At 40.2% G+C, this 25,875-nt stretch carries 19 protein-coding genes; 10 read left to right on the top strand and 9 right to left on the bottom strand.

The window, feature by feature from the left end; translation table 11 throughout:
• Positions 1 to 3: 3 nt before the first annotated feature.
• The 4 genes from glmU to RM552_RS10550 form a co-directional block, all read right to left on the bottom strand.
• Positions 4 to 1,368, bottom strand: a complete 1,365-nt coding sequence (glmU, locus tag RM552_RS10565) for a bifunctional UDP-N-acetylglucosamine diphosphorylase/glucosamine-1-phosphate N-acetyltransferase GlmU (RefSeq protein WP_311368798.1) — start codon at positions 1,366 to 1,368, stop codon at positions 4 to 6.
• 75 nt (positions 1,369 to 1,443) lie between these two features.
• Entirely contained in the window at positions 1,444 to 2,379 is a 936-nt protein-coding gene (locus tag RM552_RS10560; RefSeq protein ID WP_311368797.1) for a DMT family transporter, read from the bottom strand.
• Positions 2,376 to 2,864, bottom strand: a complete 489-nt coding sequence (locus RM552_RS10555; protein WP_311368796.1) for a methylated-DNA--[protein]-cysteine S-methyltransferase — start codon at positions 2,862 to 2,864, stop codon at positions 2,376 to 2,378. The genes RM552_RS10560 and RM552_RS10555 overlap by 4 nt, the downstream gene beginning before the upstream one ends.
• Positions 2,864 to 4,243, bottom strand: a complete 1,380-nt coding sequence (locus RM552_RS10550) for a DNA-3-methyladenine glycosylase 2 family protein (protein ID WP_311368795.1) — start codon at positions 4,241 to 4,243, stop codon at positions 2,864 to 2,866. The genes RM552_RS10555 and RM552_RS10550 overlap by 1 nt, the downstream gene beginning before the upstream one ends.
• A gap of 147 nt (positions 4,244 to 4,390) precedes the next feature.
• Between RM552_RS10550 and RM552_RS10545 the strand changes: the two genes are divergently transcribed.
• Positions 4,391 to 5,599: a serine hydrolase domain-containing protein gene (locus tag RM552_RS10545; protein WP_311368794.1), complete on the top strand. Its 1,209-nt coding sequence runs from the start codon at positions 4,391 to 4,393 to the stop codon at positions 5,597 to 5,599.
• 71 nt (positions 5,600 to 5,670) lie between these two features.
• Complete coding sequence (locus RM552_RS10540) at positions 5,671 to 6,846, top strand: GGDEF domain-containing protein (protein ID WP_311368793.1); 1,176 nt, start codon at positions 5,671 to 5,673, stop codon at positions 6,844 to 6,846.
• Between the two features lie 20 nt (positions 6,847 to 6,866).
• On the opposite strand, the gene speA is transcribed toward RM552_RS10540, so the two are convergent.
• Entirely contained in the window at positions 6,867 to 8,813 is a 1,947-nt protein-coding gene (gene speA, locus RM552_RS10535; protein WP_311368792.1) for a biosynthetic arginine decarboxylase, read from the bottom strand.
• A 377-nt stretch (positions 8,814 to 9,190) separates the two neighbouring features.
• On the opposite strand from speA, the gene RM552_RS10530 reads away from it, so the two are divergent.
• The gene (locus RM552_RS10530; protein ID WP_311368791.1) at positions 9,191 to 10,165 is read left to right on the top strand and encodes a GGDEF domain-containing response regulator; all 975 of its coding nucleotides are present in this window, start codon (positions 9,191 to 9,193) and stop codon (positions 10,163 to 10,165) included.
• 1 nt (position 10,166) lies between these two features.
• Here the strand turns inward: RM552_RS10530 and RM552_RS10525 are convergent, their stop codons facing one another.
• Positions 10,167 to 11,171 carry a LacI family DNA-binding transcriptional regulator gene (locus tag RM552_RS10525; protein WP_311368790.1) on the bottom strand — a complete coding sequence of 335 codons (1,005 nt, stop codon included), beginning with the start codon at positions 11,169 to 11,171 and terminating at the stop codon, positions 10,167 to 10,169.
• A 161-nt stretch (positions 11,172 to 11,332) separates the two neighbouring features.
• On the opposite strand from RM552_RS10525, the gene RM552_RS10520 reads away from it, so the two are divergent.
• Genes RM552_RS10520 through RM552_RS10510 form a run of 3 tightly spaced genes read left to right on the top strand, consistent with a single transcriptional unit; the run spans position 11,333 to position 15,603 of the window.
• Positions 11,333 to 12,679, top strand: coding sequence for an MFS transporter (locus tag RM552_RS10520; RefSeq protein WP_311368789.1), 1,347 nt, complete (start codon positions 11,333 to 11,335; stop codon positions 12,677 to 12,679).
• Entirely contained in the window at positions 12,651 to 15,113 is a 2,463-nt protein-coding gene (locus RM552_RS10515) for a GH36-type glycosyl hydrolase domain-containing protein (RefSeq protein WP_311368788.1), read from the top strand. The genes RM552_RS10520 and RM552_RS10515 overlap by 29 nt, the downstream gene beginning before the upstream one ends.
• Positions 15,100 to 15,603 (top strand): gluconokinase, encoded by a 504-nt coding sequence (locus RM552_RS10510; RefSeq protein ID WP_311368787.1) that lies wholly within the window; start codon positions 15,100 to 15,102, stop codon positions 15,601 to 15,603. Before RM552_RS10515 ends, RM552_RS10510 begins: the two co-directional genes overlap by 14 nt.
• A gap of 67 nt (positions 15,604 to 15,670) precedes the next feature.
• On the opposite strand, the gene RM552_RS10505 is transcribed toward RM552_RS10510, so the two are convergent.
• Positions 15,671 to 16,213, bottom strand: coding sequence for a prepilin-type N-terminal cleavage/methylation domain-containing protein (locus RM552_RS10505; protein ID WP_311368786.1), 543 nt, complete (start codon positions 16,211 to 16,213; stop codon positions 15,671 to 15,673).
• Positions 16,214 to 16,371: 158 nt separating this feature from the next.
• Between RM552_RS10505 and RM552_RS10500 the strand changes: the two genes are divergently transcribed.
• Positions 16,372 to 19,026, top strand: coding sequence for a helix-turn-helix transcriptional regulator (locus RM552_RS10500; protein WP_311368785.1), 2,655 nt, complete (start codon positions 16,372 to 16,374; stop codon positions 19,024 to 19,026).
• On the opposite strand, the gene RM552_RS10495 is transcribed toward RM552_RS10500, so the two are convergent.
• Positions 19,023 to 20,510 (bottom strand): polysaccharide lyase 6 family protein, encoded by a 1,488-nt coding sequence (locus RM552_RS10495; protein ID WP_311368784.1) that lies wholly within the window; start codon positions 20,508 to 20,510, stop codon positions 19,023 to 19,025. The genes RM552_RS10500 and RM552_RS10495 overlap by 4 nt on opposite strands.
• A gap of 280 nt (positions 20,511 to 20,790) precedes the next feature.
• Positions 20,791 to 24,237, bottom strand: coding sequence for a ThuA domain-containing protein (locus RM552_RS10490; RefSeq protein WP_311368783.1), 3,447 nt, complete (start codon positions 24,235 to 24,237; stop codon positions 20,791 to 20,793).
• A gap of 294 nt (positions 24,238 to 24,531) precedes the next feature.
• On the opposite strand from RM552_RS10490, the gene RM552_RS10485 reads away from it, so the two are divergent.
• Genes RM552_RS10485 through RM552_RS10475 form a run of 3 tightly spaced genes read left to right on the top strand, consistent with a single transcriptional unit; the run spans position 24,532 to position 25,810 of the window.
• A complete protein-coding gene (locus tag RM552_RS10485) occupies positions 24,532 to 25,029 on the top strand; it encodes an RNA polymerase sigma factor (protein WP_311368782.1) in 498 nt (165 codons plus the stop codon).
• Positions 25,030 to 25,040: 11 nt separating this feature from the next.
• Positions 25,041 to 25,487 (top strand): anti-sigma factor family protein, encoded by a 447-nt coding sequence (locus RM552_RS10480; protein WP_311368781.1) that lies wholly within the window; start codon positions 25,041 to 25,043, stop codon positions 25,485 to 25,487.
• Positions 25,484 to 25,810, top strand: a complete 327-nt coding sequence (locus tag RM552_RS10475) for a YbjQ family protein (RefSeq protein ID WP_311368780.1) — start codon at positions 25,484 to 25,486, stop codon at positions 25,808 to 25,810. The genes RM552_RS10480 and RM552_RS10475 overlap by 4 nt, the downstream gene beginning before the upstream one ends.
• Positions 25,811 to 25,875 lie beyond the last annotated feature (65 nt).

Raw genomic sequence — 25,875 nt, 5'->3', positions numbered from 1 at the left:
TGTTTATTTCTTTTTAACTGGCTTTTGCCAACCCGAAATATTTCTTTGCTTACCGCGGGCGATCGCTAAACTGTCCTTTTCAACGTCTTTTGTTACGGTACTTCCTGCACCAATCGTTGCACCTGCATCAATATTTACAGGAGCAACAAGTGAAGAGTTAGACCCTACAAAAACACCCTCGCCAATGGTCGTTTTAAATTTATTCACGCCGTCATAGTTACAGGTAATTGTACCTGCGCCTATATTTGAACCCGCACCTACATCGGCGTCGCCAATGTAGCTTAAATGATTCACTTTTGCGCCTTTACCAATAACGGCTTTTTTGACTTCAACAAAGTTACCTACTTTGGCACCCTCTCGAAGGTCTGCACCTGGTCTCAAACGCGCATACGGACCTAATGTACAATTGTTATCGACCTTAGCTTGTTCGACTAAAGAAAATGCTTCAATTTTTGTATTATCGCCAATTTCACAGTCACGAAGGATACAATTTGCGCCAATTGATACATTGTTTCCAATGACAACATTGCCCTCAAAAACAACGTTCACATCGACACTCAGGTCTTTACCTATGCTTATGTTTCCACGCACATCTATGCGGCTTGGATCAGCTAAACTTGCACCAGAATGCATGAGTATTTCGGCTTGTTTAAATTGATAGGCTCGCTCCAGAGACGCAAGCTGCACACGGTTGTTAACGCCTTCAACTTCGCGATGCCAGTCTGGTTGTGCCGACGATATTTGTAAACCTTCTGAAGCGGCCATTGCAATCACGTCGGTAAGATAATATTCATTTTGTGCATTGTCGCTAGATAGTTGACCCAACCAGCGTTTAAGATTATTACCCTGCATGATCATCATGCCAGTATTAATTTCGTTGATGCGACGCTGCTCATCGCTAGCATCTTTATGCTCGACAATTTCGGTAATGTTATTTGTGTTATCACGGACTATGCGACCCATACCTGTTGGATCGTCCAAGTCTACCGTTAATAGCGCTAATTCTGCGCTTTGTTTAGCGTTAATTAAGCGCTTAAGCGTGTCACCTGAAATGAGGGGGGCGTCGCCAACTAAAATTAAAACATCGTCTTTATCGCCAATGTTATCAACGGCTTGCATAACGGCATGCCCAGTACCTAGCTGCTCAGCCTGTAAACACCAATTAACTTGTTTGTGCGAAAGTGAGGATTTTAATAAATCACCGCCATGCCCATAAACCAAGTTCACAGTATCGCAACCTAATTCACATACTGTATCAATTATGTGTTCTACCATAGGTTTGTGAGCAATTTTGTGCAGCACTTTAGGAAGGTCAGATTTCATTCTGGTCCCTTTACCTGCAGCCAAAATGATAACGGATAGCGCCATTTTCAATCCTCAAAAAATGAAAGGGCGCCAGTTTACAAATAATGACGCTGATTGTCAGTATTTTTTACACATTACTTACACGTCTGAGGTGGCCACGCTTTTTCTTTTCGCCTTTATTATAGCCAACATATTGGTTGCCATCATTACGCCAAACAATATGCACGCACCACCAATTAAAACCTGTGTAGACAAGGTTTCGTCCAAAATCATATAAGCCCAAATTATTGCAAATAAGGGCACTAAGTATCCAACTGTAATAGCCCGAGAAGCGCCAATCTTAGCGATTAAATCAAAATAAAGCACATAAGCTAAGCCGGTACAAACAAATGCTAAGAAAAGCGCACTCGCAATTGCAGACATACTTGGCATGGAGCTAGGTAAGGTAAATAATGCAAAAGGCAGTAGCATTAGTGATGAGTAAAGTTGACTTCCCGCTGCTATCGCGAAGGGTTTAATGTGACCTAATTTACTTTTGAGGTATACGGCAGCAATACCGTAACAAAGCGTAGCAAGTAACAATGCTAAAATAGGCACAATATCAGCTAGCACGCTATTATTGTTTAATATTGTGCTATTTGAAGACGGAACACTGGTTTGCTCCACACTTATTAAAATTACGCCAAAAAAACCGAGCAAAACACCTACTAAGCCCCATTTACCTATCGTTTCTTTTAAATATAAGTATGCGATGATAATGCCAAACATCGGTGCCGTTGCATTAAGAATTGCCGCCAGCCCGGCTTCGACATGCTCTATAGCATAGTTGAACAAACAAAATGGCACCGCTGTGTTTAGTAAACCTACAATGAATAATTGCTGCCAATAGCTGAACATATCTTTATGCTGTTTGCGAACATATACAATAGGAAGCAATAACAAGGTTGCCCCAATTGCCCTAACCTCCACAAGCGCAAAAACCCCAAACTCAGGCACTGCCCACTTCATCAGAATAAAAGATGAACCCCAAATAGCACCTAGCACTAATAATTCAATAAAATCTATAATTCTCAATGTGATTGCTCTAATGACAACAAAAAGGATTTTCGGTCAAGGCCACCGGCATATCCAGTTAAGGTGCCATTGCTGCCGACAATACGGTGGCATGGTATCACAATAGAAATTGGATTTTTGCCATTTGCAGCCCCAACGGCTCTGCTTGCTTTTGGTTTATTGATAGCGGTCGCTATATCTATATAGCTTGCAGTGTCGCCATACTTAACATGCTTTAATTGTTGCCATACTTGTTGTTGGAATTCAGTACCTGCAGGATCCAAAGGTAGGTCGAAGGTTTTTCGTTTACCGGCAAAATAGTCGACTAACTGCTGTGCTGCCGCTTCACTTATAGCATTGCTCTTGCCTTTGTTCGCAGACCTATCAAGTTCAGAAGCTTTCAAAATCTGACGATGATCGTCACTAAAGCCAATATACGTAACACCATGTTCATTGGCAGTTATGTGTAGGTCACCAAGTGGTGTCTCTATTTTCGATATAAACATTAGTCGCTCATGCTCCATAGGTTAAGGCTTAAATAACTGCGCCAAGGTGAGGCTAATGTGTCATTTAGTTCACGTTTTGCGTCAGCTAGCTTTGTAACTTGTTGTTTTACGACTAAGTCGGTGTTTAGCCAAATATCTGTGCTACCTTGGGCACGCATAAGCACATAATTCACGGTCCAAGGTCCAATCCCCTTAATCGATAGCCATTCTGAAGGGTCTGCATCAGGTGTTGCCATTAAGAACCTAGCTAGATTGATTAAACTTTGTCTCCTTGCATTAGGGATCTTTAGAAACATCAAATCGTCATTCGCGACTAATTCAGGCGAAGGAAATGCACCGTCTGTTTGTACTTTAAAATGATTAAAAAACTGATTAAGTTTATTAACTGCTGCAGCGACAGACACTTGCTGTCCTAGAATAGCCCGGCAACCCGCCTCAAATTGGCTGGCAACACCTGGAATACGTATACCGGCAACAATCTCTTTATGATGTAGGCCTGCATTCTCAAGCGCTACTCTTATAAGGTTTGGGTCGGCATCAAGATCTAACATACGTCTGACGACGCGGGTAATACACATCACATGACGAGAATACGCTGCGTCGAATTGCAACATGAATTTATTCTCTTCGCCCACGTGCTCTAATTTCACAAGAATTGGATAGCCCTCAATATTGAGTATTTTACGCATCGTATTATTGCCAACATACTCATTTTCATTGATTTGTCGTCGCGCATAAAAATCACGAACGCCTGACCATTGGTACGGCGGACGATAAGACAACGATAAACTAATATCTTTGTCTAACTTATTAGCACCTCTGTTAATTGTTTGTGTCTTCCTAATTTGGCTTGGGGTTAAATTCATTATTTTTTGACTGTGCACCTGTAATTGCCTGGCACCTGAAAAACCCACACTATGCGCGACTTGCTCTATTGATAAATGTGTTTGCTGCAGAAGACCTTTGGCCATTAACAAACGTTGATAGAGGACAAACTGCTTTGGTGATAAATTTAAATGTTCAGTGAACAGTTTGTGCAAATATCTTTCGCTGATCCCCAACCTCTCGGCGATGTCATGTATATTGCAAGCCAAATTCTCACTAAGTAGATTAATCGCTCGACTAACCGTTGTATTCACTCCTTGCCAAGCAAATGAAAGTGGCGCGCTGTCGGGGCGGCAACGCAAGCAAGGTCTATATCCTTGCGCCAATGCTGATTCGGCTCGCTCAGAATAAGATACATTTTTTTCTAAAGGTAAACGCACTTTACAAGTATTACGACAAAATATTTTGGTCGACTTTACTAATACAAAAAACAAACCATCGAAGCGTGGGTCGCGACTTATTCTTGCTTGGTGGCAAACTTGTGCAGATAACATACGGCTATATTTACTAAAAAATGATGATAAACTAAGGTAATAATAAAGCAATTGACCTGAATAACACGTTGTTTTCGGCACTCATTGTTAAATTCGAAAAGGCCATCAACATGCGCTTTAATAAAGGAAAACTTTGATATTAAGTTTATGGCTCTAAAAACAACAATAAATATCTCATTGGCAATTATTCTGTCTGCGTTTTTACTAATGCCTGTTAACGCTATGCCAGATACCTCGCAAGTTTTGGAAAGCCTCGAAAACGAGGAAAAAAAAGCCCTTAACTCTAAAGACAAACAATGGATTAACACCTACATTAAAAATGCGTTTTCACAAGCTCAAGATCATAATATTCCAAGTGTGGCTATTGTCATTGTTAAAAAGGGGCATGAGCCTGAATTTAGGTTTTATGGCAAAACCAAACAAACAGGTAACAGCAGCAACGATGCTATTAATGCAAAAACAAAATTCAGGCTAGCCTCGGTCTCCAAAACATTCACTGCTGGACTAGTCGCAAAAACTAGCAATACCAATAAAGACAAGCTTTTAAATTGGCAAACGCCACTTTCTACACTCACCCCAGAGTATAATTTTGATAACTATCAGCAACCTATTTTGCTAAGGCATATTATTGGTCAATCAGCAGGCTTTATGCCCAATGCATACGATAATTTAATAGAAGCTAACTATAAACGGCCAAGAATATTGCGCGAACTTGGAGAGTTAGAAAGTATTTGTAAGCCCGGTTATTGTTACACTTATCAAAATGCACTATTTGGCGTGATTGAAGAATACTATAACAAGTTAAATTCTTCATATTCTCAGGCTTTACAAGAAAACATATTTGAACCGCTAGGCATGCAATCCACAGTGGGTAGAGAAGCCCTCGAAGCGTCCAACAATTGGGCAAGACCCCACGCTGCGATTTCTCGCAAAAAATGGCGACAAGTAAAAGTAAAAGACGATTATTATCGCTTTTCGCCGGCCGCAGGTATTAATGCAAGTCTTGAAGATATGGAAAAATGGTTACGCGCTTTGTTGTTAGAAAAACCAAAGGTGTTCAATGCTGTGATGGTCGAGCAAATGACTCAGCCAAGAGTACAAACACGCAACGAGTTGCGGCGCAGAGAATGGCGAAAACACCTAAGAACCGCTCATTATGGTTTGGGTTGGCGAATATATAATTTTAGGGGAATCAAATTAAATTACCATGGTGGATGGGTGCAGGGATATCGCGCAGATGTGGCATTCGCTCCAAGCCTAGATATTGGTGTCGCGATTCTGATGAACGCTGAGAGTAACGTAATTAATACAATAAGTGCGCAATTTTGGGAACAAGCTGTAAAAAATTCAGATTAACGCTATCATACACTTTATGTTTTTGCCGATATTAAAACAGCAAAAAACAGTAAATAAAGGAATTTGCTTCTATGCAATTAAGTGTGGCCGAACAATCCAATCATGAAATAACGGGCTTACTTTATGGCCAGTCTAATCGTGTTGCCATAAGTCACTTGTTAACAGCGGTGATTATCATAGTTTGGTACGCCAAAATCATCCCTTTAGAACATCTGTTAATTTGGGGTGCGGCAGTTGTATTTTTTGTTGCGGCTAGGCTTGCCTTACATCGCGTATTCAAGCGTTATAATAACAGCGAAAATAACCGACTGTGGATGCATGCGTTAGCAGGTATGACATCGTTAATGGCATGTTTGTATAGTTTTGCTTTTATTTATTTTACACCACTTAGTGAACAACAATATGTCTTTTCGGTTGGCATGGCAATCATCGCGCTGAGTGCAGTTTCAACGCTTTTATATAGTGCAAGTGTTTATATTGTTCTTAGCTTTTTTATCCCAATTACCGTTCCTACTACATTGTATTTTTTATTAGCCGCTGGAGATATTGGTACTATATTTGCGGTCATGCTGTTTTTTTACTCGGCTATTGTGTTGTCACTTCTCAAAAAAGTGAATGAAATATTTAAAAAATCCGTCTCATTAAACTTTCAATATAGCCAAGAAATAGAAAAGCGAAAACTCATTGAGAAGCAACTGCAAGATATCTCTCGCCGCGATGGTTTAACAGGCTTATTTAATAGACGCTATTTTGACGAAGTATTAGATGTTGAAATTGGCAGAGCGCATCGCAACCATAGTCCATTGTGTTTAGTCATGTTTGATATCGACTATTTTAAAGAATATAACGATTATTACGGCCATGTAGCTGGAGATAATTGTATTATCTCTATTGCGGAAATAGTGGAACAACTTGCAAACCGGAAAGGTGATTTGTGCGCAAGATACAGGGGTGAAGAGTTTGCCATTATTCTACCCAATATAGATATCACTGGCGCGTTAGCCTTTGCCAACAAAATACAACAACACGTTCAAGACAAACGGCTACCACACAAAGCAAGTAAACTGACTACGTTGCAGAGTGTGACAGTAAGTGTAGGCGTGACTAATTTAGTTCCATTTAAAAAAGTAAAAGCGAAAGAGCTTATACGCGCAGCCGACGAAGCTTTGTATATTGCAAAAAGAGAAGGGCGAAACCGCGTTCACCACAAAGAAAATAATGGCCTTGGTCATGACCTTAGTAACTGAAGCCTTTTATTAACAAAGCATTAATCGGTATTTAAGTAAGTATATCCACTTAAACAATCCTCATAAAAGTCTGTCCATTTAACGCCCTCACGAGGGCGAATCTTTCCGTTAGCGACTTGTTTATCTATTAGGCGTTTCATATCTAGCGCCATGCTACGCGGATGATATTGCATAATCGACAGAACCTCTTCTACTGTTGTGCCTTTGATGATTTCTTCGATATAAAAGTCTTCAGGGTCGTCATCATGACTAAATATATGTACTTCGTTTAATCGGCCAAACAAATTATGCATGTCACCCATTACGTCTTGATATGCGCCTGTTAAAAACAAGCCCAAATAACATTTTTCGTCTTCTGACACCGCTGGCATTGGAAGGACGCTACTGGTTGCATGGTCAATTACAAATTGATCTATTTTGCCGTCGCTGTCGCATGTAATATCTACAAGAGAACAGTTTTTGACCGGCGGTGTATCCAGACCAGTTAACGGCACAACCGGCAAAAGCTGCCCAATTGCCCAACTGTCGACAGCTGACTGAAACACCGAAAAATTGCACAAATACTGAGAAGACAATGTCGAATCCAATACGTTTGTGTATTCTGGGGTAAAGGTTTTCTCAGCGCTTCTTGTTTGTACATCTCGCAATATTTGCCAATAAAGTGTTTCTATCTTGGCGAGTTCTTCTAAGCCGATTACACGCAGTTTGAATGCCTCTGCAGCTTGCTCTTTCCATTGCGACGCGTCGTTAAAAGTTTCTTGCAAATTTATATTGTCATCCATTCCAACAAGCAGTGCACGCATATTGGACAGTAATATATGCTCTCCCTCAATAAGTTCAGTGCTGATGCTAGCCCCTTCTGGCTTTATTTCGCCAACCACCTCAGTAATCACGCAGCTATGATGGGCCGTAAGGGCTCGTCCACTTTCCGATACAATATGTGGATGGGGCACATTTTCAAGATCACACATTTCGCGTAGGCCATACACCACATCCGCTACATATTCACGTACACTATAATTACGAGAAGAGTCGTTAGTTGATTGGCTACCATCATAGTCAATGCCTAAGCCTCCACCCACATCAACATATTCTAGTTTAAATCCCATTTTATGTAATTCAGCATAAATCCGAGCACTTTCGTTGACTGCATCTTTAATAGCTCTAATATCTGGTAGTTGACTGCCTATGTGAAAGTGCAATAGTTTTAGCGTATGACCCATACCCTGTGCTTCTAAATAACGCGCAGATTTAATCACTTCAGCCACAGTCAGCCCAAACTTTGCCTTATCTCCACTTGAGCCTTGCCAGCGACCTTGCCCCTTTGCTCTCATTTTGCTACGGATACCAACAATTGGCTCAATGTTGAGCTCTTTACTTATTTTAACCAACATTAAAAGTTCACTATATTTTTCAATAACGACAACAACTTTACGCCCTAATTTTCGACCTAAAAGGGCTAAGCGAATAAATTCTTCGTCTTTATAACCATTTAAAATAGTGAGTGCATTTTCGTTTGTATTGTAGGCTAATACAGCAAGTAATTCGGGCTTAGAACCCGCTTCTAAACCAAAATCATAGGGTGCGCCAGCATCCACTATTTCTTCAACCACCTCTCGCATTTGATTTACTTTTATCGGGTATACACCCTTATAAGTGCCTTTATAGTTAGCTTCTTCAATGACACTATTGAAAGATTCATTTAGATTCATAACTTGAGAGCGCAGTATGTCGTGGAAGCGAATCACTACCGGAAATTGGATATTCTCTTCACGAATTTCTTTTATTACAGAAGAAAAGTCTATTTTCATACTCGACTGTTGCTGATCGGGTATAACGTGCACATTACCATTGGCACCAATCTTAAAATAACCGCCGCCCCAATTAGACACGCCATATACTTTTTCTGCATCGGCAATCGTCCATTGGTCAGCACTTATGTTTATTGCGGGAATTAAGTCAGACAAATTCGCAAATCTCGTTTATTGAAAATCTGCCTTTGTGAGCAAATTTTAGTGTTAGTCTGACTTTATTATATCTCGAAATTTCATAAGTAAATAAAAGATAATGAAAAAATATTATGGTCGCCTTTTTGTCAGATAGAAAGAGGACTTTATGTATTACGTAAAATTAAGACTTTTATTTAGTTGTTTTCCGCTATACAAGTGTTATAAATATAAACACCATGCTGATTTTATACTTGTCGATGTTGGTTTTACGCGTTGATTAAATGCTTTAAGGCCTGTTTCGACAACAAATATAGCCGCGGGAATAAAGCAGAAGCAGTGGCTAGGTTTGTTACATCGATCAGTGCGAAACAAAGAGGCAAAGGCTCGTGGAATTGATGGAAGCACTAACAGAAGATGATGAAAAGCATAACAACTGCCGTGTGATGGTTGTCGATGACAACGAAATCGAATTGAAACTTTACGCGAATGGCTTATCAAAACACTTCACTATGGTATTTGCAAAGTCTTCTTGTGAAGCTTGGGATTTGCTTAACAGAGCACCGCTACCTGATGCAATCATCTTAGATATCGTGATGCCAAACGAAGATGGTATAGAGTTATGTGATCGTATTAAAGAAAATAGGTTCACTCGCGATATACCGATTATTTTTCTCTCAGCTCTCTCTAGCCCAACAATTAAATCACAAGCTTTTGAAGTAGGCGGCGCCGATTTTGTAACTAAGCCACCTATAGTCAGTGAACTGATTGCCAGAATTAAAAGACATGTCGCGGTATATCGAAAAACTAAACGTTTAGAATCTCTAATTTTTATAGACCCTCTCACTCACTTACCTAATGCCAGTAAATTTAGAGAAGTACTTAAGCAAGAATGGTCACGATGTTCGCGGTATTGGCATCATTTGTCTCTTATCTTAGTTAAAGTAGAAAATATGACGCTGTATCGAGAATCCTACGGAAAAGATGAATATTATAGCCTAACCGCTAGTATCGCAGACGGCTTATCTAGTATCGGCAGCAGACCTGGTGATTTGTTTGCATCAATAGGATCAGATTGCTTTGCCTTATTGTTGTCAGACTGCAGTTTGGAAGGTGCCAATTTAAAAGCTGAGCAAATAATGGCTAAATTTGCACACCCTAATTTTATTGTCAATCAGCAGGTGGGTGCTAATAGTATTGACTGTACGGTCGCTGTAGCAGTTGCTGCGCCGGCTGGAGGCGGAGAGTCAGAACAATTATTTCAATCCGCCGACGACTTATTATTTGAAGCCCAACAAAATGGTGTAGGGAAGATATATAAAAAAGAAGAAATTTTGGGTATCGACGGTTTAAATAATACCAATACACCGTAAGCTATTTGCTCAGGTTAAGCACCGAGTCCCTGATAACTAGGGTTGGTTCAAATGAACTGGGTGGAATTTTTTGTTGAACTTTATAAACATCTTTCAACACATAATCTGCGGCCAACTTACCCATTTCACGAATAGGATATCTGATGGTGGTTAATTTAGGGTAGGTACAGTCTGCAAATGGCATATCGTCAAACCCCATAATTGCAATTTGCTCACCCGGAATTTTATCAAAATCTCGCAATCTTGCCATCGCCCCCACCGCAAGGTGGTCATTAGCACACACTATACTGGTAAAACTGAGCCGCTGTTGCATAAAATAATCAATTGCTGCAGCGCCACCTGAGTGCCCATAATCACCTTCAAAAATGTGACTTTCGTTGACCGGCAAACCTGCTTCGTACATTGCTTGTTTAAACCCAATAATGCGCTCTTGCGCATCTTTGCGATAACGCGGACCGCTAATGTGAAGTACCTCGGTATGACCAGCTTTGATAACATGCTTGGTCGCTAAGTAAGAACCATATTGATTATCCAGATGTATGCAGCGCTCTGCAATTTCAGGAATATGACGATTGAGTATGTAAATCGGTGTATCACCTTGGCTTAATTCAATTAAGTATTCATCGCTGAGCACTTCTGCATGAATAATTAAAGCATCGCAGTTTCGGCTCTTCAGAAAGTCTATACCTGCACGTTCATCATGCTCGACATTGTGACCCGCAGTAATTACTAAATGTTTACGCTGCTTTGTTAATTCTGACTCTATGCCATTCATCATGCTGCCAAAAAACATGCCATCTAATTGTGTGACTAAAATCCCCACACAATCGGAACGTTTGGAAGCAAGTGATATAGCCACAGAGTTGGGCTTATAGCCCAAATCAAGCATTGCTTTCTCGACTTTTAGTTTTGTTTTTTGACTCACATTAGCGGTTTTATTCATGACGCGAGACACAGTTGCAAGCGACACACCAGCGAGTTTTGATACTTCATATATAGTTGCCATGGAATAATATTAGTTGATTTTTAAAAAATAATCACTTATTTTTGAAAGCGCTTTCTAAAAATAATAAAACAAAAAATATGCGCATAAGTCCTATTTATATTGATCTATTATTTTTTCTTTGACCTTTACTTGAAAGCGCTTTCAATAATAAAGAGGCTATAATGTCAGAATTAAAAATAAAAGAAAAAATCGGCTATGCCATGGGCGATGTAGCCTCAAATTTCTATTGGCGCGTATTTGATGCGTTCCTATTTATTTTCTACACCGACGTGTTTGGCTTGTCACCTGCTGCAGTAGGTACACTTATGTTGGTAACTCGCTTAATTGATGCTTTTTCTGACCCTTTAATGGGTACTTTGGCCGATCGGACCAACACACGTTTTGGTAAATTTCGACCCTATTTATTGTGGGGAATAATGCCAATCGCTGCGGCCGGCGTTTTACTGTTTACTGTGCCCGACTTAGACGACAGTGGAAAACTTGTCTGGGCATATGCGACTTATATTTTCATGATGCTGGCATACACCTTTATTAATTTGCCCTATGGCGCGTTATTAGGGGTAGTGACACAAGACACTCAAAGTAGAACTTCATTGAGTAGTTTCCGTTTCATCGGCGCAAGTTTAGGCGGTACTCTGGTCGCATTCATGACACCAGAACTAGTAGCCTATCTTGGCGGTGAAAACGAAATTTTGGGCTGGCAACTAACTATGACTTTGTATGGTTTTATTACAGCAATACTATTTTCAACAACGTTCTTTTCAGTAAAAGAGCGCATTGCACCACCCAAAAATCAAACTGTTAGCTTTGTGCAAGATCTTAAAGATCTATCACAAAATAAACCGTGGTTAGTATTATTTGGTCTCGCACTTATCATTATGCTTACCATTTCAATTAGAAGCAGTGTGGGCACTTATTACTTCAAATATGTGGTTGAGCGAGAGGACTTAATCGGTACATTTACGGCGGTATTCCTAATTTCTTTTGGGGTTGGTGCAGCAATCACCCCTATTTTAACTAAATACGTCGACAAGAAACGGCTGCTACTTATTTTGATGTCTTTGGTGACACTTTTTTCAGTCTTGTTTTACTTTGTCCCCTCAGGCGACACTGTGTTGGTATTTATACTACAGATTGCTATTGGTTTATGCTTAGGTCCAAAGTCACCGTTGGTATTTTCAATGTACGCAGATACAGCAGACTATTCAGAATGGAAAAACGGAAGGCGCTCTACTGCTATGATTTTTGCCGCAGCAGCTTTCTCGCAAAAATTAGGGGGCGCGATTGCGGGCGCGACTATCGGATATGTGCTTTCTAGTTTAGGTTATGTTGCAAACGCTGAGCAAAGTCCCGACTCTTTGCTAGGTATTGTGTTGCTAATTAGTATTATCCCCGGTTTTTTTGCATTACTTTCAGTATTCATGATTACTCGGTATAGCTTGTCTAACGACGAGTTAATTCGATGTCAAAAAGTACTCGATGAACGTCGCAGTGACCCAAACTATTGAGGGTGAGTTTGCGATGAACAACAATATAAAAAGTAACAACAAAGCACTATTTACCCTAGACGAAGATGCATCTGAAATTAAACTACATTGTCCAATAAGTATGCCCGATGCATCGGGCTTCTTGTGGAACAATAATATGATGCTACAAATGAATTGTCGGGGTTATGCTAGCGCCCAGCATATGCAACCTGAACCTGCTAAATATTCATATGGCCAATCTATTGAAGCCAAAACCTTCATGCAACCAGAGCATCATTATCACGCTAGCCATCCTGGTCGATTCTTTTATATAAAAGTTGACGATCAGCACTTGTTTTCACTTCCTTACGAGCCTATGCGAGTATCCTTAGATAAGTTTGAATTTTTTCAAGGGACTAACAATATAGGGTGGCGCATTACACAGCGCGGTTTACACGTCGAAATTAAAGTGAAATTAGCAGAAAACGATGCCATTGAATGCTGGGAAATGTCAGTAATAAACCAAAGTCATAGTCAAATAAAAGTCGACATTTACCCTTGCTTTTCTATTGGTTATACCTCTTGGATGAATCAGTCAGCGTGCTTCGATGAAAGTATAAACGGGATTATTGCTAATTACGTCACGCCGTATCAAAAAGTAGAAGATTATTACAAAAATAAAGACTTTTTAGACACTACTGTGCTTATGACAAATGCCTCGGTGCTGGGTTATGAAGCGCAATTGAAAGCCTTTGAAGGCGAAGGCGGATTGCATGCACCTAGCGCTTTAAAACAAAAGAAACTAGCAAACTCAGTTGCCTTGTATCAAACGCCTGTTGCTGTTTTACATCACCAAATAGTGTTGCCAAGTGCTAAGGAACACAATATAAAGTGGCTATTTGGCCCAGCCAAAAATGTCGAACATGCCAATACGCTAAAGAAAACATATTTATCGAACACCTCTTCAGACAAACAAGATTTTGTTAAACCACCGGCCTATTTGTTTTCTACTCAAGACAAGGTTTTCGATAATTTTGTGAATACATGGCTACCGCGTCAAATTCAGTATCACAGTCAATCAAATCGCCTTACTCGTGATCCACAAACACGCAACTTTTTACAAGATCACATGGCTAGCGTACTCATTTCACCCTCGCACGCCAAAACACATTTTCTTTTCGCTTTAGCACAACAGCATTCAAACGGTGCGATGCCCGATGGCATTTTATTGCACCCCGACGCTGAACTAAAATACATAAACCAAATTCCCCACAGTGATCATAATGTATGGTTGTTTATATTTTTAGACGCATATTTACAACATAGTGGCGACGTTAATATATTAAATGAACAAGTTGGGTTTAGTGATCTACCCACCGCGCATTCAGTTTATGAACACTTGAAACTTGCCGCAGAATACTTGTATTCGCAGTTAGACCATCGAGGCTTGAGTCTTATTCAACAGGGTGACTGGTGTGACCCAATGAATATGGTCGGTAAAGAAGGCAAAGGCGTTTCTTTTTGGTTAAGTTTGGCCAGCGCTTATGCATTTGGTATTTTTGCTTCTATTGCTAAGATACAAGGAGAATTAGCAGACAACGCACATTGGCTGAGTAGAAAAACACAACTCAATGATGCGGTTAATCAACAGGGTTGGGACGGACAATGGTATGCCCGGGGCATTTGTGACAATGGCCGTATATTTGGAGTTGCTGCAGACAAAGAAGGACAAATATTTTTAAATCCCCAATCGTGGGCGATGCTATCACACGCTAGCAAGCAACAAGATCTTGATCTTATATTTACAGCAATTGATAACAAATTGAAAACGCCTTACGGCATTGCCATGCTTGCACCTGCTTATACACAGATGGACGCGGATATTGGCAGGGTCACGCAAAAATTCCCTGGTAGCGCAGAAAATGGATCTGTTTATAACCATGCTGCAAGCTTTTACGCCTTCGCTTTGTTCAAAGAAGGTTTTGCTGACAGAGGGTATGAAGTGCTGCGGTCAATGCTTGTAGATAATGACGATGCATTAGTCAAACAACAGTTGCCTAATTTTATTCCAAACTACTACCGTGGTGCTTATTATCAATATCCTGAAGTTGCAGGTAAAAGTAGTCATCTTTTCAATACTGGCACATGTGCTTGGTTTTTCCGCTGTGTTGTCGAATTAATGTACGGAATCACTAAAACGTCTACAAGTATAAAAATTAATCCTTGTATACCCTCACATATGTTGCCTTGTAGCGTCGAATTTAAAGCATTCGGACAGGCGGTAAACATTCACTACGAAAGCAGAACTGATATAGAAGATCTCGAATTTACCCTGCAAAATGCTTCGATATCAAACCATATGTCAGCACCGGAAATTATGCTTGATGGTAGTCAAAACAAGGCGCTCATTAGCGTTTATATTCCAACAACAGAAATAAAAGACAGTCCACAACGAGCTGAAAATGTCCAAGCCTAATCTATATATATTTATGGGCGTTAGTGGCTCTGGAAAATCGACGATAGCGAAGCTTTTTGCGCAAGAAAAGGCACTACCCTTTTTAGATGCTGACGATTATCACAGTGACATGGCAAAGAAAATGATGCAAAGGGGCGAACCTTTAAACGAGTTAATTAGAACAACTTGGGTAGATAGATTGTTAGAAGCAGTTTTGATACAAACACGCTCTGGGCAAGGGTGTTGTTTAGCCTATTCTGGTCTAAAAGCAGAGCATCGAAAGCGCTTTCTAACATTGCCTATTAATGTATCTTTTTTCAATCTGCAATTGTCTATCGATGAAGCGACTAAGCGACTAAATACTAGGCAAGGACACTTTTTTCCAGCTCAGTTAATTAACAGTCAATTTGACGCCATGGAGCCAGCTCAGGCAAACGAAAACTTGCATCCAATTAATGCCGAGGCTCCTATCAATATTATATTAGAGACTGTCTTAGGTTTGCTGCCATAGCTCTATTTTTATCCTATTTGGGTCGAGGTCGAGTATCCATGCAAGTTGGAGATATTGCCAAAATTTATTAAGGCGTGCTATCCACCGTCACTGTCCCCGTGTTTGAATCATAAAAAATAGAAAGCTCTGGTTGGTCAACAAGAGCATAAGTGCATGTGTTACTTGAATATGACACTTGAAAATCCATATTAGTTGAGGTGCTAACCGTGGGTGAATTATCATCTAAAACTGCTCGCCAAACACTCATACAATCATTTGTATTATCTAAACGCGGGTTTGTTTCAAACGGGATGTAGGATTGAGCTGGCCAACCATTTGCATTGATGTCGAGAGTATTTTCGCCAGTGCCATATACGTCCAAATTGTCTATCGGGCCTGAACCACCTGCAATTTGCCATTTAAAATGCGCTAGCTTTATTGCTGTTGCAAATGTACCGCCCACCGTTTCGACTACCGCAATATTGGCATCTTCACTGAAATTAATGAACCTTGGCGCCGCCGTGACCGCCAAAATACCCACTATAACGATGACTATTATGAGTTCAACTAGGGTAAACCCCGAATTAGAACCTTGAAAATTTTGTTTGATAAGAACAACCCGAATAAACAACTATGGCAACAATAATTTAATCAAAATATCGTTGAGTCGATTAGTAAAATAAATACATAGGTATAGATTTTTAAACTGCTGTCGGCTTTTTATACAAATCAGTGCTCTTCCGTAGTAGTATTTCGCAAGCTAAAAATATGTTTTCAAAAAGGACGTCTATGCTGTTAGAGCGCGAAGCCGCCATAAACACTTTTAACAATGCGCTTGCTGAAAGCAAACGCGCCGGTAAAGTGCTGTTATTGGGTGCTGAAGCAGGCATGGGTAAAACTACTTTGCTTGAACATATGCGTGAAATATCCAAGGATGCTTACACTGTATATTGGAGCGGTTGTGATCCTCTATTTACGCCTCGCCCTTTTGCGCCGATTCACGATTTCGCAAGGCAATTCGCACCTGAACTTTTTCCCGTATTAAACAGCAATGACAAAACAGCAAAAACCGCAAGTCAAATAATATTGGCCTTTTTTAATCGCTTAGAAAAATTCGACAAGCCCACTTTGCTTATCATCGAGGACGTACATTGGGCGGACAATGCAACGCTAGATATGTTGCAATATATTGTGCGTCGTATAAGTGTTGTGCCCTGCTTACTATGTTTAAGTTATCGTGTTGATGAGGTGACCATAGAGCATCCTTTTTCGACAGTAATAAACTTAGTACCTTCTGCACATGCTAGGCGAGTTGAATTAACACCCTTGAGCTTAGAAAGCGTCAAATCCCTTGCAAAAGGGAAGCATAGTGATCCTGAAAAACTGCATGAAATATCTTCTGGTAATCCGTTTTTTATATCTGAAATATTAGCGACTGACCAACAGCTTAATAAAGATGTTCCCTCTAGTGTAAGAGACGCTGTTGGAGCCAGACTTAATTCACTCAATAATGACGAAAAATCATTGTTAACCACACTTTGCTTTATTCCTTATAGTATTCCGTTAGTCCTTATTAAACATCTATTTCCACAAGACAACCAAAATTCATTAGCAAGCTGTTTGTCGAGAAAATTTCTCAATACCGACATCGACGATGAATTTAGATTTAACCACGAGCTTAGTCGCTTGGCCATATTATCAACAGTGCCTATTCATATTCAAAAACAAACCCATGCAAACATATTATTAGCTATTGAGGCACTTAAATTAACCGACAATCTAGCATGGTTGGTTCACCATGCAGAATTAGCCCTAGACCACGTAAAAGTACTCGAATATGCGCCAGAAGCTGCCATGCAAGCAGCAAAATTGGGTGCCCATAAAGAGGCGGCATCATATTATTCAAAGGCTATCAAATATATTGAATATGCCGATTCTGAATTGGCTGCTAAGTTATATGAAAGTTGGGCATATGAAGCTGGCTTAACCATACAAACCGATACATCCGTTATAGATGCTCGCCGCACCGCTATTACCTTATATCGTGCACTAGGCCGTAAAGAAAAAGTGGCTGAAAATCTACGCAATTTATCGCGTTTATATTGGTACCAAGGTCAATCTGAGCGAGCAGAGCAACTTGCAAATCAGGCAATTAGTGAGTTTGAAAAACTACCTGCTTCTAGCGAATTAGCTATGGCATATTCAATGCGCTCGCAACTAGATATGCTAAATGATAGAACCCAAAACGCAATTTTTTGGGGACAAAAAGCGTTAGCAATAGAAAAACAATTTGCTAATCCCCTAGTAAGAGCACATGCCCTTACTAATGTCGGTTCAGCGCTCGTCATGCATGGCGATGCGAGTGGAGAAGCATTGTTACAAGAAAGTCTTGAGGTATCTATTGAGAACGGCATTCATGAAGAAGCAGCAAGAGTCTACACCAACTATTCAGACTACTGTGTTAGATTTAAGCTTCTCGATAAAGCCGAAGAAATGACCACGCAAGGTATACAGTTTGACATTGCTCACGAACTCGATGCTTGGACGTATTATTTAGTTGGTTTGCAGGCACAGTTAAGACTTGAACAAGGTCGACTTGTTAATGCAGAAACAATTGCCAAAGGCGTCAAATCGCTAAAAAACCAGACCGTATTAATGCAACTACCTTCACTTATAGTATTGGCTAAAACACAACTTCGCATGGGGGTAGATGAATGTGTCGATAACCTGCAAGAAGCCTTAAAAAATGCGAACGCGATAAATGAATATCAATACCTTGTCCCCATACACTTTGCATTTATAGAGCGTGCATGGTTGTTTGATAGCCCTAACTCTGTAGCTGAGCATATCGATTTAATTTCAAAAATCGCTAACGAAGTCCTTAATACTTGGCAAATAGGCGAGTTAATCACATGGCACAAACGTCTTGGCTTAAAAATAATCAGCGAAGAACAACAACAGACACTTTATCTACGAGCAGCAAAACCCTATCAACTAGAATTTGATGGTGAATTTGTAAGTGCCGCAGAACATTGGTATTCGCTAAGCATGCCTTATCATGCCGCGCTGGCATATATGCAAATAGATGAAAGCGATAAATTTATGCAAAAAGCTATCGATTTACTTGAACCTATTAGTGCCCATGCTGCTTTGAAAAAGTTGAGAAAATTAGCAAATCATCGTGGACTTCATGAGTCACTTAGCAAAGCTAAGCGGGGCCCTTACAGTAAAACTCGTCAACACCCTGCACAACTTACTTCAAAAGAGCAATATGTGCTAAGACTATTAGTCACTGGAGCCAGTAATCAAGAGATTGCTACAACCATGTCTAGGTCGCAGCGAACAATTGAAAATCATGTGTCTTCGATATTAAACAAGCTTTCAGTCAATAACCGCATAGAAGTAATGCTAAGAGTACAAAACGAACCCTGGCTAGCCGACTAAAAGCTGCTTCCTACCGAGCTATCAAAGCCAAGCCTTTCTATTTCTGGTGCACCTACATTCAATGAGTCTTCACTTGCAAAGTACTGACCATTATTATTTTTACTCAACTCTACTTCAATTAGCTCAATTCCTGCTGGAGTCCCCTCGGGTAAACCAAGATTAGGTGAACCAAAAAAGAAATTATTTTCATAGGTCGGATTGACAATATTTAACAGTTCACCTGCATTATTCTCGTCACGACTTTCCGCCACTTTAATAAAATCAGCTTCTCCATCGCCATCAATATTATTTCTGATCAAATTGTTACGGATAGTTGCTGATTTTGGCGGATACCTTTTGGAATTAGAGCCGTAGTGCAAACTTTGTGCAGAGTTGATAACAGTATTGTTGGCAATCGTCACATCACTGACTTCCCAATAACCACTTAATACCCCGTCTTTTAAACTTGAGCTAAGTGCGATCGCGCCGCGCGCGTTACTATTGGATTTTGCACCTTCAATATAATTATTGGTTATAGTATGGCCTTTATCGATAATTCTAATCCCACCACCACTTGTGTTATCAATCAAAAAGTAATTACTGTCTACTACACAATTATTACCATGACGCAGGGTTAACATACCTGAACTAGATTCAAAGGTATTATATTGATAGGTGTTGTGACCTGATTTATTTGAGATAATTTCTATCTCACCGTTAATATCAAAGAAATAATTATATTCTACCGTTGAGTAAGATGATGATTGTGATTGAGCGCTTGTGCCTACGCGAATTGCCTCCCAACCATTTGTGTCGTTATTAACATCATTTATTGGATTATATTGATGATCAGAAAATATGTTGCGATAAATTTTGTGATATTGAGCATTTTCGTTATTTCGCCAAACGACTAATAATGCGCCTTCTGTTTGCTTACCTGTAAATGTGCAGTGGTCAATTTCGCCATAAGTTGCATCATTATTAAATGATATCCACTTGTAATCATTTCCTTCATTATCAAAATGGTCAATTTTACAATTAGTCACCCTATTGCGATGCCCATTGATAATAATGGCGCCCTTATTTTGCTTAGGTTGACCATTAATGAAAGTAAAGCCTTCAAAAATAATATCGTCACCACTCAACTCAATTGTTGATGAACCTTCAATAAAGACAGAACCACTCGTCTCCGCAACCACTATTACGCCATCTTTTGTAATATCCAGCTCAACATCCACGTACGTTCCATTCGCCAAAGCAATAACATCACCTGCTGAAGCAGATGAAATTTCCGATTTCAAATGCTCTATACTGATAGCGGTGACATTGTAATTTGTTGGTTTGTTATAAATACTTGTATCGTTTTGCATGGGTGGCTGTGAGGGAGGCTCTATAGTTGGCGGTATAGGCGTTGGTGCTGGTGTTTCAGGACTGTTAGCGTTGCTGCCTCCGCCACATGCACTGATAAAAAACAGTGCAAATAAAAGATGATAGATTGATTTCATAACGCTTGCCTAGTTGGTGCTCTTTTATGTATGTAGTTTATTATAACCTAAAAATTGTTTAACTAATTAGGGTTACTCGCACTCTGAGCTTGGAAAAAAGTTTGACAACCGGATGCTGTGAGGCGAAAGCGGGAACCTCCTAAACATCCAAGCTCATAATGCAAATAGCAATAATTGGATGCTCACCCGAATCACATAAGCAATACAATGCGTGCAACACGCCCTGTATAATCAGGTCGCAATTATCTGTCAACCTTAATACGCAAGACGCATTGTCATATCATCGTTGCAAAAAAGTAACTGAGTATATTGAAGCGCTTAAGCGATCGTCAGGTGCTTCAGCGTTAACTACACTTAAGTAAATCTTTCGGTTTTGGTTGATCGCGCCAAAATTCAAATTAATACTCACATCATTATACGTTTCTAAACCGTCAGCATAAATAAATTTGCCAGAACTTATGACTTCTCCGGCTGGTTCATCTAATCGCAATTCAAACAGAGCATTTTCGTCAAGCGTATCTTGAAATTTTTGCAAAATGCTAATACCTTTTACTTGCCTTAAATCGTATTCCCCCAGCAAAATGTAGCTATTCGAACCGGTCATAGAGATGGTTGCAATATTGCCCCCAGAAAAACTTATATTGTCACTCTTTTGTTCTTTTGTGTTTATTTGCTTAGCAGTGATAGTGGGTGACCAAAACCTATGAGAGACTTGCTTCTCAATCACAGATAGCCCCGGGGCGCCGCTATCTATATAACTGGCGGTTAAAATATAGTCTGCAGTTTCTTCGACCGTGGGTAATTCACCCTGCATTGCCAAACTCGGCGGTTTAGATTTAAGTTGCATAATATAAGTCGATAGCCCTGCTCGAACGTCATCCGCTAAAAAATCATGGGGGGGCATTTGATGCTCACCCCATTTGCCAGAGCTGCCTTTAGCAATGCTACTGACCAAATAAGCTACCGGATCGTCCAAGTCTTGGTACTTGTCGGCGACTTCTTGAAATGAAGGTCCTACGGATGCAGTTTTTTCCTGATGGCAACCTAAACATAAATGCTTTTTGGCAGACGCTCTACCCGGACCAAGTGGATCGTTTGCTAGGTGACCAAGGGCCTGATCAGCGCTTTCACTTTGTTGTTTGAGCAAACTAATGTATACCCTTTGTTTGGCGTCAGACGCTTCATCAACAACACCATCCTCTAAATCATTTATACTCACTGTGTAGCTAGCATTTTTTGCTTCTGGCCAAATAAAACTGTTGTTTCCGTTTATGGTAATGTTCACTTCAGGTGGAGCATTCCCCACTTCTATAGTATCGAATGCTTGACTAGTTTGCCCCTTATCGTCAGCCACACTTAGCAAGACACCGTAGCGCCCTTTTTCATCAAAGCTAAACTCAGCGTGTTTATCATCGGCACTCATAATCGCCTTGGCATAATCGGCATCTTGCGGGGTTTCTTGTTCGCTCAATTTAACCACTTGCCATGTAAACGTGAGAGGGTCGGTATCTGGGTCACTCGACATTTCGCCAGTCGCTACAACATTCAATGGCGATGCACCCTGTCTCGTAGACAAGTTTACAATAGCCTGTGGTGAACGATTACCATATCCATTAAAAACAACTCTCGATAATCGTGCATCAATATTTCCTGCATGCCACTTTGACCCATATTCAAGAACATATAAGATGCCTTGTTTGCTAAACGTCAAGTCAAGCGGTGCGGCAAATTCTGCATCTGGCATAAACTCTTCAATTTTGTAAATATCACCCTGGTCATCACTAAATACAACTTTAATCCATCTCCGCATAAAGTCTGAAATAAACAAGCCACCTTCGTAATATTCTGGAAAGGCTTGTGTGTTCTGCGCTACTTTTTCTGGGTCATGGCGATAAACACCCGCAACTAAAGCATTTCTGCCGCCTGAACCTAACTCTGGAAAAATATCTGACTGTGCATAAGGATAATACACATAGGCGCCTTGAGCGGGTGGTAGCTTTTCAGTGCCGGTATTACGTGGCGATAAGTTATTGGGCTGTAAAGGATTGTTCCAAGCACCCGCAGTTTGCGTTTGCATATCGTATTGTCTATACGCTTTATTATTGGCGATAAACATAGGCCATCCAAAATTACCCGCTTGACGCACTCTGTTAATTTCATCATGACCTCGAGCGCCATGCTCCGCCTCAAAAGCCGGCGCATCAGGGCCTACATCACCGTAGTATAATGTTTGTTCACTATCATCAAAGGCAATAGTATAAGGATTGCGTGTCCCCATGACATAAATCTCAGCTCTACCATCTGCTGGGTCGCTAAATAAGTTACCTTCAGGAATCGTATAAGAACCATCTTCTTGAGGGGTAATGCGTAAAATTTTTCCACGTAAATCTTGAGTATTAGCGCTTGAGCGGTAAGCATCATGGGCAGCTCTTCCATCCCTAAAATCACCTGGTCCTACTCCAAACGATTCAAAAGGATTAGTATTGTCGCCTATCGCGATGAATAGATTGCCTTGTTGGTCAAACTCAAGATTACCACCGGTATGACAACAAGTATCATCATTAGCAAAATCTAGCATAACCACCCGGCTGCTTAAATCCAGGCGACCATCTTTTAGCGTGTATCGCGACAATCGTTGCAAAGGGCCATTTGCTTCAGGATCAGTTGGCGCTGCGTTATACATTAAATAGAGGTGTTGATTTGTGGTGAAATTGGGATCGAGCGCGACCATTAACAAACCAAACTCACCAAATCCTTCAGCCGAATAAACCTCGATTTGTCCAATTTCACTGACAGAATTTTCGAGGGTATCAAACCACTTAACACTGCCTTTCCGCTCAACAAAAACGACTGCAGCGCCATCATTGCTTACGGCTAAGCTGACTGGTTCAATCAAATTATCGAGCAATACTTCTTTGGTAAAACGATTGGGTTCTGGTCGAGACAAACTATAGTCTCTTTTATTTTCGCCAATCGCATAGTCTATCCCACCCAATAAATGTTGCATAAAAAGTGGGTTGTCGTAGTTGTCTTTATTATGCCCTAAACCTGTGTAGAACGACCTGCCTCCATCAAACTCATGATACCAGGCAATGGGATGATAAACCCCATGAGCACCGCCATTATAAGACTTTTCATCTACACTCAGTAAGTCAATACGTCGCTCAGACAAACTTTTAAAGTCATACCATTCATCTGCAATACTAAAATTGTCAGGTAAAAGACGGGTAGAAGGATGATCCTTACGTAACACATTAATGCGTGCTTTCTGCACATTGGAAGGTACAGATGGATGACCGGCAAATACACCACCTACTAAACGACGATACCAATACCAGTCACCATAGTGCTCAGTGTCACTGGCCGAATGAATCCCTACATAGCCCCCACCGGCTTGTATGTATCGCTCCATCGCGATTTGCTGAGCCTCATTCAATACGTCGCCAGTGGTATTCAAAAATATTAGAGCCGAAAAACTAGCTAAGTCTGAATTATTAAATATAGAAGGATCTTCTGTGCTATGTACTGCTATATTTTTATTGGTCAAACTTTGTTTCAGCTTTTCTGTGCCATGTTCAATAGATTGATGTCGCCAACCACTTGTTTTAGAAAAAATGAGTACACGCTTTATAGTAGTAGCAGAGGAATCAGTGTTGTCTTGTTCGTTGCACGCTATAAGTAAGCTCAGCAATATTGAAATTGATAAACAAGCAAGTATGCCTTTCATTTTGGTGATCCCTTTAAATTTAACTGACAGAAAGACTATATAACTCACAATTATTATTCAACTTGTTAACATTATTTAAACGACTAAGGTAAGTTAGATAGCAAATTTCATTATCATTTGGGTACAAAACCAAAGGGAATTTGTATGTATTTATATCAAATTGCCTAATTTTGAAAAAAATATGGAATAAATACCAAGGGTAAAACGTTATTTAAGTATATCGATTGTTTTTCTTGCTCAGCCAGTAATTTTGGCAAGCCGATTTGACGAAACTCAAGATTGAGGGAATAAACAGTGAAAGAACTAGCTGATTTGGTAAAAGATGCTTTTAAGCTTGCCACTAAAATTGTGGGTGAGCCTGCTGACGCAGAAGACATCCTTCAGGATGCTGCAGCGTTAGCGTTAAGCTACAAAACGGCTCCTAGTCACCAAAGCCCTGATTTTCGCCCTTGGTTTTATAAAGTAGTTCGTAACAAATCCATAGATAAGCTTAGACAAAACAAACGACAAGCAGCAAATAAAATCAGCAACGAAGCTGAACAAGAGGCATTTAATTCGAAGGTATTTAATCCTGAGTCAGGCTTAATAATTGAAGAACAAAAAGCACTGCTAAACCAGGCCTTACAAGACATTGATATTAAATATCGAGAAATAATCATGTTGAAGGACTACCACGATTTTTCCTACCAACAAATTGCTGAAATTCTTGGTATAGCAAAGGGCTCTGTAATGTCGAGATTACACCGAGCGAGAGCTGCACTTGGCAATAAATTAATTACGTTATCATCCTAAAGAGGTGTTGCATGAGTCATCTTAATAAATGTGAACATATAGCCGAGTTACTGTCAGGTTATGCCGACAACGAACTCACTCAACAACAAAGTCAACTGGTGCAAGTGCATATTGAAAATTGCGAATCGTGCAAACAGGCATTGGCCAATATCAACATACTCAAGCAAGCGGTAAAAGGCACTGCAATGCCTGAAATAGAGCAAGACAAAATTGATGCCATGTTAAATGACCCAAAGTCAAAGACACTACAAATTATAGGTTTTAGTGCAATGATAATCGGCGTTTGTATTGCTTTAGCATTTGCTACATTCACATTTATGACTAACCCTAGTATTGGGCTTGGTGAAAAGCTAGTGAATAGTCTGATATGGGGCGGCTTGGTTGGCGTTTTCATTTCAGTTTTAAGGCAACAATTAATCGCTAGAAAAACAGATAAGTACAAAGGAGTAAAACTATGAAAAACATAGCAATTATACCTGGCAATGAATTTGCGGGTAAAACTATCAAACAACACTTGGGATTGGTGAGAGGCAACACCATTAGAGCCCGTCATTTGGGTAAGGATATTTTGGCCGTTTTTAGGAATATTTTAGGTGGAGAGATCAACGAATACACCAAGTTAATGGCTGAAAGCCGGGAACAAGCTATCGATCGAATGTTAGACGACGCCAGAGCATTGGATGCCGATGCAATAATCAATGTTCGTTTTACAACGTCTATGATAGCGCAAGGTGCCGCTGAGTTGCTCGCATATGGAACAGCCGTTAAGTTTGAAGAGTAAAATTATATATGTTTCCAAGTTACTAATATTGTAAAAAATTATAAGCGATCGCCTACACATAGACC

The sequence above is a fragment of the Glaciecola petra genome, assembly GCF_031846345.1.
GTDB lineage: Bacteria > Pseudomonadota > Gammaproteobacteria > Enterobacterales > Alteromonadaceae > Glaciecola > Glaciecola petra.
The sequence above is the reverse complement of the archived record's forward strand: the minus strand, read 5'-3'. Positions and strand labels throughout refer to the sequence as shown.